This is a genomic window from Flavobacterium aureirubrum (assembly GCF_038739835.1).
Taxonomy (GTDB): domain Bacteria; phylum Bacteroidota; class Bacteroidia; order Flavobacteriales; family Flavobacteriaceae; genus Flavobacterium; species Flavobacterium aureirubrum.
Genome location: NZ_JBCGDO010000034.1, coordinates 1 through 10,837, shown reverse-complemented (window position 1 = coordinate 10,837; position 10,837 = coordinate 1). Strand labels below are relative to the sequence as shown.

General features: G+C 32.4%; 10 protein-coding genes and 1 pseudogene. 10 read left to right on the top strand and 1 reads right to left on the bottom strand.

The window, feature by feature from the left end:
* The 10 genes and pseudogenes from WFZ85_RS15135 to proC form a co-directional block, all read left to right on the top strand.
* Nucleotides 1–206 (top strand): annotated as a pseudogene (locus WFZ85_RS15135) (REP-associated tyrosine transposase); the annotation flags it as partial.
* 80 nt (nt 207–286) lie between these two features.
* The gene (locus WFZ85_RS15130) at nt 287–688 is read left to right on the top strand and encodes a hypothetical protein (RefSeq protein WP_342697109.1); all 402 of its coding nucleotides are present in this window, start codon (nt 287–289) and stop codon (nt 686–688) included.
* A 38-nt stretch (nt 689–726) separates the two neighbouring features.
* Nucleotides 727–1,479, top strand: a complete 753-nt coding sequence (locus WFZ85_RS15125; protein WP_342697108.1) for a hypothetical protein — start codon at nt 727–729, stop codon at nt 1,477–1,479.
* Between the two features lie 333 nt (nt 1,480–1,812).
* Nucleotides 1,813–3,342, top strand: a complete 1,530-nt coding sequence (gene guaA / locus WFZ85_RS15120; RefSeq protein ID WP_342697107.1) for a glutamine-hydrolyzing GMP synthase — start codon at nt 1,813–1,815, stop codon at nt 3,340–3,342.
* 96 nt (nt 3,343–3,438) lie between these two features.
* The gene (locus WFZ85_RS15115; RefSeq protein ID WP_342697106.1) at nt 3,439–5,454 is read left to right on the top strand and encodes a LysM peptidoglycan-binding domain-containing protein; all 2,016 of its coding nucleotides are present in this window, start codon (nt 3,439–3,441) and stop codon (nt 5,452–5,454) included.
* Nucleotides 5,454–5,858, top strand: coding sequence for an OsmC family protein (locus WFZ85_RS15110; RefSeq protein ID WP_342697105.1), 405 nt, complete (start codon nt 5,454–5,456; stop codon nt 5,856–5,858). Before WFZ85_RS15115 ends, WFZ85_RS15110 begins: the two co-directional genes overlap by 1 nt.
* Before the next feature lie 87 nt (nt 5,859–5,945).
* Nucleotides 5,946–6,182, top strand: a complete 237-nt coding sequence (locus tag WFZ85_RS15105; RefSeq protein WP_342697104.1) for a DUF3820 family protein — start codon at nt 5,946–5,948, stop codon at nt 6,180–6,182.
* Nucleotides 6,183–6,276: 94 nt separating this feature from the next.
* Nucleotides 6,277–7,887, top strand: coding sequence for a CTP synthase (locus WFZ85_RS15100; protein WP_342697103.1), 1,611 nt, complete (start codon nt 6,277–6,279; stop codon nt 7,885–7,887).
* A gap of 36 nt (nt 7,888–7,923) precedes the next feature.
* Nucleotides 7,924–9,816 carry a membrane protein insertase YidC gene (gene yidC / locus WFZ85_RS15095; RefSeq protein ID WP_342697102.1) on the top strand — a complete coding sequence of 631 codons (1,893 nt, stop codon included), beginning with the start codon at nt 7,924–7,926 and terminating at the stop codon, nt 9,814–9,816.
* 74 nt (nt 9,817–9,890) lie between these two features.
* Nucleotides 9,891–10,691, top strand: a complete 801-nt coding sequence (gene proC / locus WFZ85_RS15090; RefSeq protein ID WP_342697101.1) for a pyrroline-5-carboxylate reductase — start codon at nt 9,891–9,893, stop codon at nt 10,689–10,691.
* A 54-nt stretch (nt 10,692–10,745) separates the two neighbouring features.
* Here the strand turns inward: proC and WFZ85_RS16485 are convergent.
* Nucleotides 10,746–10,837: fasciclin domain-containing protein (locus WFZ85_RS16485; RefSeq protein WP_413789730.1), on the bottom strand; the 92-nt coding region annotated here is incomplete at its 5' end.

Genomic DNA, 10,837 nt, shown 5'->3' with positions numbered 1-10,837 from the left:
AACAACACTATAAAGTATGGCAAGATGGTTATCATGCTGAACATATTTACAGTAATTTATTTATAAAACAAAAAATAGAATACATTCATTCAAATCCCGTTAAAGATAAAATAGTTGATTTTCCTGAGGATTATTATTTTAGTTCAGCTAGAAATTATGCGGGTTTAAATAATGATTTGGAAGTAGTTTTGTTAGATTTGTTTTGAAGTTGATTGTAGGCACGAAGCTTGTTATGAAGTTGATTATGGGCACGGATTATAAATCCGCGCTATCGGGGAGATTAATTATGAAAAAGTTATACTATAAAATCATGGTAAGTTCGATATATACTGCTCAAAATAACGGTATAATGAGCGATATATGGAAATTTACGTCTAATTTTTATTTTGCTTTTGCAACTACAAATTTTTCCATGTTTACTTATTTATTTCTTAATAATTATATATTAAATCATAAACTAAATTTTTTAAATTTAATTATAATAGATGGGGAATATGATTTCATTTTAAACATGACTATATATTTCTTCATTCCAATTATGTCGATAAATTACTTCACTTTTTTCAAAGGTGATAAATATAAAAAACTCATAAAAAAATATCAATCAAGCTATAATAAAAAGTATTTTGCTTGGTATTTTATGGTTGGATTTGGATTTATGTTTGCTACTTTATTTCTAAAAAAATAATTGGATAATATATGAACCGCTAATTCATATAAAAATAAATGAAAATTAATATACATACATATTGTTTATATCTTACATTAATATTATGCTCTTGTAAGGGTAAAAATCAAAACGCAGATTTAAAAATTGAAATTATAAACAATGAGATTTATTCGAGGTCAATCGTTGACAGTAGCACTATTGATTACCTTATGGATTCTGATAATTTCATCTACGATAGCATTCCCGTTAACAAGATTAATTTTAAAATAACTAATATCGGAACGAAAAAATATGCCTTTTTTATAAAAAAAGAACTTGATAATGTTGAGAATTTCGGGCAAGAAAATATTAGATTTAATGTTTTTAAGGATAATGAAATACTTGAACCAAATTATTTACAATACGCAATTCAGCTTACAACAAAAGGTTTTGAATTTAGAAAAGACAAAAATGAGATAGAAAATGATACTATAAAACAAGAATTAAATGAAAAATATCTAAAAGAAAAAATTAGTATTAAAAAAATTAAATTTCAACGGGAAATGAATTATGTGGTAATTCATCCAGGTGAAACAAAATATTTTAGTTATTATCGCACATTACCTTTTTTTCTAGAACAATTAACATCTTATTATATCTATAAATTTAATTCAGAGTATAAATATTTTTTTACGTTAAGTTTAAAGAATGATGCTACATCTTTGAAAAAATATATTACAATAAATCAATTAAAAGAAATAGAAGATAATGGTTATGTTTTGTTTAATGGCGAAATAAAATCCAATAAAGTACCAATAAAAAATCGTTAAATTTTAAGTACCCAGCTCTGCAAAGAGTTCCTACGACAAGCTCCTCAAATGTCTCTTGACTTTGCGAAATTTTTATTTATACGCTTCTTTGTTTTTAAAATCACGAATAAGCCCGACCGCTCGTATATGTTCAACGGTCGATAGCGCATTGTATGATAAAAAATAAATATAATAATCGACAAAGCGCACAAATAAATTAGTTTCAAGCAGAAGCCGATGAATAATAAATAATAGCAGTAGTTTTTTTTACAACTATCATTCAATTATTTTTAAAACTTCCTGTTTATTAAATTTTAGGTTTTTATTTTTCCGACAGGAACACTACTTTTGCGCATGCAACACAACGTACTTATTTTAGATTTTGGTTCGCAATACACACAACTTATTGCGAGAAGAGTTAGGGAATTAAATATATTCTGTGAAATATTCCCTTATAATCATGTTCCTACTGATTTATCATCCTATAAAGCAGTCATTCTTGGTGGAAGTCCTTTTTCCGTTCGTTCAGAAGATGCTTTGCAAATTGATTTGTCTGCTATTCGAGGTAATTTACCTTTATTAGCCGTGTGTTATGGTGCTCAGTATTTAGCTCATTTTTCAGGTGGCGAAGTAGCTGCTTCAACTATCAGAGAGTATGGAAGGGCTAATCTATCATACATTAAAGAAAATGAAGTTTTCTTTGAAAATGTAAGTCCTAATTCTCAAGTTTGGATGAGTCATAGTGATACCATTAAGCATTTGCCCACCAACGGCGTCAAATTGGCCAGTACCAATGATGTGGAAAACGCAGCGTATAAAATTGAAGGCGAAACTACTTATGCCATACAATTTCATCCCGAAGTTTATCACTCAATTGACGGAAAGCAAATTTTGGAAAACTTTTTGGTAAAGATTGCTCAGGTTCCGCAAAACTTTACGCCCAATGCGTTTGTAGATGATTGTATTAAAGAGCTACAAGAAAAAGTTAAAGGAGACAAAGTAGTTCTCGGACTTTCTGGTGGAGTAGACTCTACCGTAGCTGCAGTGTTGTTGCATAAAGCCATTGGGAAAAACCTGTATTGTATTTTTGTAAATAACGGATTGCTTCGAAAAAATGAATTCGAAAACGTATTGCATCAATATAAAGACATGGGATTGAATGTAAAAGGGGTTGATGCCACAGCAAGATTTATGAGTGCTTTGGACGGTGTTGATGACCCTGAAACGAAGCGAAAAGCTATTGGAAATGCTTTTATAGAAGTTTTTGATGAAGAAGCACACCGAATTGAAGATGTAAAATGGCTAGCACAAGGGACAATTTATCCTGATGTAATTGAGTCAGTCTCTGTAAAAGGACCAAGTGCCACTATCAAATCGCATCACAATGTGGGCGGTTTACCCGATTTCATGAAACTGCAAATAGTTGAACCTTTGCGAATGTTGTTCAAAGATGAAGTGCGAAGAGTGGGCAAAACTTTGGGTATAGATGATGAACTTTTAGGTAGACATCCCTTTCCCGGACCAGGATTATCGATAAGGATTTTGGGCGCAATTACGCATGAAAAAGTTAGAATATTGCAAGAAGTTGACGCTGTTTTTATAAACGGATTGAAAGAACACGGGTTATATGATAAAGTATGGCAAGCTGGAGCCATTTTACTTCCTATTAATAGCGTGGGCGTGATGGGTGATGAACGCACTTATGAAAAAGTAGTAGCACTTCGCGCGGTAGAATCAACTGATGGCATGACCGCAGACTGGGTACATTTACCTTACGATTTCTTGATGAAAATATCCAATGAAATTATAAATAAAGTGAAAGGCGTGAATAGAGTAGTGTATGACATTAGCTCAAAACCGCCAGCTACAATAGAATGGGAATAGTTTTTGTTAACAAGAAATAGTTAACGAAAAAATAGGCATATAAGATTGATATTAAAAAGTTTTGTTAACTTTAGACGTTAAATAAAAAGAAACTACATGAAAAATCGCATTCTTTATTCAATATTGCTTACTGTTTTTTCTTTCGCATTTTCCGTTTCGGCGAAGCAAGAAAAGTATATCAAGCATACTGTTTCTGACGGCGAAACAGTAAATAGCATTGCACAAAAGTATAGAGTAACGCCTTATGATATTTTTAAATTGAATCCCGACTCTCAAAACGGAATTCAGTTAAAAAGCGTTTTACTAATTCCGCCATCAACGGCAGAAGTTGCGGCTAGTAGTCCAAAACAAGCTACGCCAAAATCAAATTCAACTGCTCATTTAGTGCAACCTAAAGAAACGTTGTTTAGTCTTTCAAGACAATATGGAGTAACTGTTGATGCGCTAAAAGACGCTAATGCTGATTTATTAAAAGAGGGCTTAAAAATTGGTCAAACAATAAAGATTCCTTCTGCTAATGCAAGTCAAGCGACATATGAAAAACCTGCAGTAGAAAAAGCAGTTTCTGCGCCAAAAGAAACGCCGAAAGTTGTAGAAAAAAGTGTACCAAAAGCGGAAACTATGAAAGGGAATGCTACTTTTCATATTATTGAGCCTAAGGAAACTAAGTATGGAATTTCAAAAAAATATGGAATGACCATTCAAGAATTAGAGCGATTGAACCCACAAATTGTAAACGATTTTCCAGTTGGCTTGAAGCTTGCAGTGTCAGGAAATATTCCATCAATTAGCGAAAATGTTACTCCAGTTACGGCAAAACCAGCAGCCGAAAGCACTAAAAAATATCTTCAAGAATATGTTGTAAAACCAAAAGAAACGATTGCAACTATAGCTCGCGATTTTAATATATCTGAAACCGAATTAATTCAACTAAACCCTGAACTAAAAAAAGGAATAAAACTCGGAATGATTTTGCGAGTGCCAATGATACAAAAGGCAAATGTCCCCAAAAAAGAACAGGGAAATTTATTGAAAAGTTTAAACACGAATGCGAGGAAACAACTCGCATTACTTTTGCCGTTTAATATCACCAAAATTGAAAGTGATACGGTGAATACCACACAAGCCAGATTAAAAAAAGATAAATTTTTGAACCTGACATTAGATTTCTATTCAGGTGTTTTAATGGCAATTGACTCTGCCAAAGTATTAGGAATGAATGTAGATATTAAAATTTTAGATTCTCAAGAAACAAAAAACACTTCCAATGTAAATAATCTGGTGCAACAGAATAGACTTTCTGAAATGAACGCCATTATTGGTCCTTTTTATCAATCGAATGTGGAAAAATTAGCCGAACTTCTTGAACCTAGTAAAACGCCAGTTATCTCACCACTTTCAAAAGAAATTGGAAAAAAATACGCTAATTTATACCAGTCAATGCCTTCGGTAGATTTATTGAGAAGTTCAGTTTTTGATTATATGACAAATCGAGGAGGAAATATTCTTGCTGTTATCGACGCAAAAAAAGGAAGTATAAAACAGTATATTCAGGAAAATCGTAAGGAAACAAAGATAGTTGGACTAAGCACTAAAAACACTTTTGTAGCTGATAGTTTGAAAATTCATTTAGTAAAAGACAAATTGAATTATGTTATAATAGCGACCGAAAGTACAGGTATGATTTTGTCTTCAACATCAGCTATGATTGCACTTCAAAAAGAGTATCAAATTCAGATGGTAATCATGGAAAATAACGAAACCTTAGACTTTGAAGAGATATCACTTACAAGACTTACAAAACTTAAATTATTATATCCATCACTTTCAAGACCAAATGAAACGGTAGAGGCAAGCCACTTTGACCGAAAATATAAAAAAATAAATAAAATAATGCCTAACGAGTATGCAATTCGTGGTTTTGATATCACCTTTGATACACTACTTCGTTTATCTCAAGAAAAAACTTTTGAAGAAACAGTTCAAACTATTTCAACAGAACAAATAGAGAATAAGTTTGATTATCAAGAAAATTCAACATTCGGATACTCTAACAAAGGAGTTTATATCCTTTATTATGATAACGATTTAACCATTAAACAAGCGTTATAATGTCAACTTCAAAAGTCACTTATTTGGGAGAATTAAGAACTTCTTCGACACATCTGCAATCTGGAAGTATAATTATTTCAGATGCGCCGCTGGATAATAATGGTAAAGGAGAAGCTTTTTCTCCAACGGATACTGTGGCTAATGGTTTGGCCAGTTGTATGTTTACGGTAATGGGAATTAAGGCAAGAGAAATGAATGTAGATTTCTCAGGTTCTACAGCCGAAGTTACTAAAGTTATGGCAGCAGAACCGCGACGTATTTCAGAAATTCATGTGACTTTTACTATGAATTTGGAAGCAGATGAAAAAACCAAAACCATTTTGGAACGAACCGCATTGACTTGTCCAGTTCATTTTAGTTTGCATCCCGATATTAAAAGAGAAATAGTTTTCAATTGGAAATAGTTTCAAGAATAAAGAAAAAGGAGAATCGAATATTGATATTTCATAAAGTCTATATTCTAAGTACTTTTTTCTATTCTCTTTTATGACATGAACAACCAACAACAACTTCTTATAAAACTGGCACACACCAAAATGCCTTTCGGCAAATATGAAGGCTACTATCTTATCGATTTGCCCGAATATTATGTGGTTTGGTACAGCAATAAAGGGTTTCCAAAAGGCCAACTTGGTGAGCAATTGCAATTGGTTTACGAACTCAAATTAAACGGATTGGAAGAATTGGTCCGCAACATTAAAAAGCAATATCCTCAGAAAGATTTTTAGATTACTAGACTTTTAGATTCGTAGATTTAAATCCATTTTAAATTCTTATTTTTGCCTCGTTTTTTACAACAACACAACTACAACAAACAATACAATGAATCAAACAAAATACATTTTTGTTACTGGTGGAGTGACTTCTTCTTTAGGAAAAGGGATTATCGCCGCATCTTTAGCAAAATTATTACAAGCCAGAGGTTACAGAACAACGATTCAAAAATTTGATCCTTACATTAATGTTGACCCAGGAACTCTAAATCCTTATGAACACGGCGAATGTTATGTTACTGATGATGGTGCTGAAACCGATCTAGATTTAGGTCATTACGAGCGTTTTTTAAATGTTCCTACTTCACAAGCCAATAATGTTACCACAGGACGGGTTTATTTATCTGTAATAGAAAAAGAACGCCGAGGCGAATTCCTAGGAAAAACGGTGCAAGTAGTTCCACACATCACCAATGAAATTAAAGAACGCATGCAGTTGCTGGGTAAAACCGGCGATTTTGATATTGTTATTACTGAAATTGGTGGCACAGTTGGTGATATTGAGTCCTTGCCATACATCGAATCTGTTCGTCAGTTAGTATGGGAATTAGGAGAAGGAAACGGAATTGTAATTCATTTAACATTGGTTCCTTATCTTGCTGCTGCTGGAGAATTAAAAACAAAACCTACACAACATTCTGTAAAAACGCTAATGGAAAGCGGAATAAAAGCGGATATTCTAGTTTGTAGAACTGAACACGAATTGTCTGACGAGTTACGGCAAAAGCTAGCTTTATTTTGTAATGTGAAACGTGAAGCGGTTATCCAATCCATTGATGCTTCCACCATATACGAAGTTCCTAATTTAATGCTCGAAGAAGGATTAGACATTGTAGCACTTAAGAAGTTAAATTTACCAAAAAAAGCATCACCCGATTTAAAAAATTGGAATACTTTTCTGCATCGATTAAAACATCCTAAACATACAGTAAATGTGGGTTTGGTTGGGAAATATGTTGAGTTACAAGACTCTTATAAGTCTATTTTGGAAGCTTTCATCCATGCTGGTGCAGCCAATCAAACTAAGGTGAATATTATAAGTGTACATTCTGAATTTATTGACGAAAGAAATGTTGCTGAACAATTACAAGGTTTAGACGGAATTCTCGTTGCACCAGGTTTTGGTGGCAGAGGAATTGAAGGAAAAATTGAAACTGTGCGTTATGCTCGTGAAAATAATATTCCATTTTTCGGTATTTGTCTAGGAATGCAAATGGCCGTTATTGAATACTCTAGAAATGTTTTAGGATTTAAAGATGCTAACTCAACAGAGATGAATGAAGAAACTTCTCATCCTGTGATTTCTATAATGGAAGAACAAAAAAATATCATTAATAAAGGTGGTACAATGCGTCTTGGCTCGTGGAAATGCGATATTGCTGAAGGTACTTTGGCGCACAAAATATACGGACAATCACAAATTCAAGAACGTCATCGTCATCGTTACGAATACAATAGCGATTATCGAAAACAACTGGAAAATGCGGGTTTAATTGCCTCAGGTGTGAACCCCGATACAGGTTTGGTAGAAATTGTTGAGGTACAAAATCACGCCTTTTTTATTGGTGTTCAATACCATCCTGAATATAAAAGTACGGTTGCAAATCCGCACCCAATTTTTGTTAGCTTTGTATCCGCAATGGTAAAAAATAAAAAATAATAGTAATTAAAGATACTGAACTAAGTTCGGCACAATATGGAAGAAAAGAAATTTGATTTAAACTCGATAATAGGTTTTGCTTTAATTTTTGTAATTATACTTTGGATGATGTATAATAACAGGGAAAGCGAAGTCAAACAACAGAAAAAGGCTACTACAGAAAAAGCGATCGAAGCCAAAGTGAAACAAGAAGCAACAAAAGATGTTGCCAAAACAATAACAGATACTACGGTTGCAGATTCTGTTAAAATTCAGAAACTAAAAGGAACACTCGGAAGTTTTGCTTATTCGGCTACTTTGCCTTCAGCTAAAGATGATTTTACCGTTTTAGAAAATGAAGTGATTAAATTAAAAATCGCAAACAAAGGTGGATTTATTGCTGAAGCTATTTTAAAAGATTTTAAAAAAATTGATAAAAATTCTAAAGAATTAGTAGCGCTGATACAAAATAAGAATGCCAATTTTAATCTTCAATTTCAAACTAAAGATAACAGAGTTTTAAATACAAAAGATTTGTTTTTCGAGCCTTCATTATCAAAAGTTGGATCAAATCAAATACTTTCTATGAAGTTGAAATCGGGAGAAAATTCATTTTTGGAATACAAGTATGTTTTAAAACCAAATGAATATATGCTCGATTTTGACTTGAAAACACAAGGTTTAACTTCTGTTTTAAACAATCAAGAAACGGCAGATTTACAATGGGATTTAAAAACCTATCGAAATGAAAAGAGCATTTCTTATGAAAACCGTTATGCCGAACTTTATTACGAAAATGATGGTAAAGTTGATTACGCAGGATTAGGAAAACAAGAAGATGATATTTTAGAAAAAGTCACTTTTATTGCTTATAAACAACATTTTTTCAGTTCAATTTTATTGTCGCAAACACCTGTTGAAAATGTAAAAATTAGTTCTACAGATTTGGTAAACGATGAAAAAATTGATACTGTTTTTACTAAAAATTTTAAATCTACTTTACCATTGGCATTTAAAAACGGTGAATTAGATTATGAAATGAATTGGTATTTAGGACCAACAGATTACAAGGTATTAAATGACTATGATAAAAACATAGAAGAAATCGTTCCACTAGGTTGGGGTATTTTTGGCTGGATAAATATATTTATTTTTGTACCGCTTTTCGGGTTTTTAAGTTCTTTCATGGGATTGGGTATCGCAATTATAGTATTTACTATTTTAATTAAAATTGCCATGTCTCCAATTACTTTCAAGTCTTTTTTATCTCAAGCCAAGATGAAGGTTTTGCGTCCCGAAATTGCTGAAATAGGAGAAAAGTTTGCAAAAGATCCAATGAAAAAGCAACAAGAAACTATGAAGCTTTACAGTAAAGCTGGAGTGAATCCAATGGCAGGTTGTATTCCTGCGTTGATACAAATTCCGTTTATGTATGCTTCCTTTCAGTTCTTCCCGTCGGCATTTGAATTGAGGCAAAAAGGATTTTTATGGGCAGATGATTTATCTTCATTTGATGAGATATATAAATTACCATTTCATATTCCAGTATACGGAGATCATATTAGTTTATTTCCAATATTAGCGTCGATTGCTATTTTCTTTTACATGAAAATGACTTCTGGGGATCAGATGATGGCACAACCACCACAGGAAGGAATGCCAGATATGGCAAAAATCATGAAAATCATGATTTATCTTTCTCCTATCATGATGTTGTTATTTTTTAATAATTATGGTTCAGGATTGAGTTTGTATAACTTTATTTCTAATTTAATTACTATCGGTATTATGATTGTAATTAAGCGTTATTTTATTGATAGTGATAAAATTCATGCTCAAATTGAAGAAAATAAAACAAAGCCTAAAACGGAAAGTAAGTTCCAAAGGAAAATGAGAGAAATGATGGAACAAGCTGAAGCACAAAAACAAATTCAAAAAAAGAAGAAATAATATTTGAGTAATTCATTTTCAAGACTCTGTTTGAAATCCTATCTTTAAACAGAGTTTTTAATTTCTATAAAGTCATGAAAGTCTTAATTGTTGGTTATGGTAATATGGGTAAAACCTATGCTAATAGTTTTATTAGTTCAAGATTTATTAAGCCCGATGATATTCATGTATTGGTTAGAAATAGTAGTTTTCTAGCTTTAGAAAATGGTATTTCAGTAGCAAATATTTCAACTATTGCTTCAGAAAAAATTGGTGATTTTGATATTGTAATTTTAGCAGTTAAACCTCAGGATTTTGCTGTTTTGGCAGCATCCATAAAGCCCTATTTGAAAGATAATCAGATTATTTTTTCAGTTATGGCTGGAATTACTTTAGCCAAATTGGAAGAACAACTTTCTTGTTCAAAAGTGGTTCGTTCAATGCCCAATATCCCAACACAAATAGGAATGGGAATGACGGTTTTTACCGCTTCTGTCAATGTTGATAGAAAAGAATTGTTTATCATACAAAATTTAATCAACACCACAGGAAAATCGGTTTATGTAGAAAATGAAAAATTGATTGATGCTGCTACAGCCATTTCGGGAAGTGGTCCAGCTTATGTTTTTTATTTTATGCAATCCATGATTAAAGCGGCTGTTGATTTAGGGTTCAACGAATCGGAGGCTGAATTATTAGTCAATCAAACGTTTATGGGTTCGGTTGCTATCCAAAATAGTTATTCGTTATCCAATGAACAATGGATTGCAAAAGTTGCTTCTAAAGGTGGAACTACCGAACGGGCACTTCAAGTTTTTGAGAAAGGCACTTTGGAAGAAACGATAGTTGATGCCGTTAAAGCTGCCAATGATTGGGCGTTAGAGTTAGGGAAATAAAAAAAACCGCCTCAGTTTTGAGACGGCTTCTTTCTTTACAGAAATCATTATTTATTATAACACAGGTTTCAATACTTTATTTACTCCATGGATTACACCGTTTGAAGCTTGAATATCAGCTTGGAAAACTCGAGATAAATTATTTG

Excerpts from the sequence above, each read along its gene's own strand:
- WFZ85_RS15110 (WP_342697105.1), top strand. The coding sequence starts at position 5,454 with ATGTCAACTTCAAAAGTCACTTATTTGGGAGAATTAAGAACTTCTTCG.
- yidC (WP_342697102.1), top strand. The coding sequence starts at position 7,924 with ATGGAAGAAAAGAAATTTGATTTAAACTCGATAATAGGTTTTGCTTTA.
- guaA (WP_342697107.1), top strand. The coding sequence starts at position 1,813 with ATGCAACACAACGTACTTATTTTAGATTTTGGTTCGCAATACACACAA.
- WFZ85_RS15115 (WP_342697106.1), top strand. The coding sequence starts at position 3,439 with ATGAAAAATCGCATTCTTTATTCAATATTGCTTACTGTTTTTTCTTTC.
- WFZ85_RS15125 (WP_342697108.1), top strand. The coding sequence starts at position 727 with ATGAAAATTAATATACATACATATTGTTTATATCTTACATTAATATTA.
- WFZ85_RS15100 (WP_342697103.1), top strand. The coding sequence starts at position 6,277 with ATGAATCAAACAAAATACATTTTTGTTACTGGTGGAGTGACTTCTTCT.
- proC (WP_342697101.1), top strand. The coding sequence starts at position 9,891 with ATGAAAGTCTTAATTGTTGGTTATGGTAATATGGGTAAAACCTATGCT.
- WFZ85_RS15105 (WP_342697104.1), top strand. The coding sequence starts at position 5,946 with ATGAACAACCAACAACAACTTCTTATAAAACTGGCACACACCAAAATG.
- WFZ85_RS15130 (WP_342697109.1), top strand. The coding sequence starts at position 287 with ATGAAAAAGTTATACTATAAAATCATGGTAAGTTCGATATATACTGCT.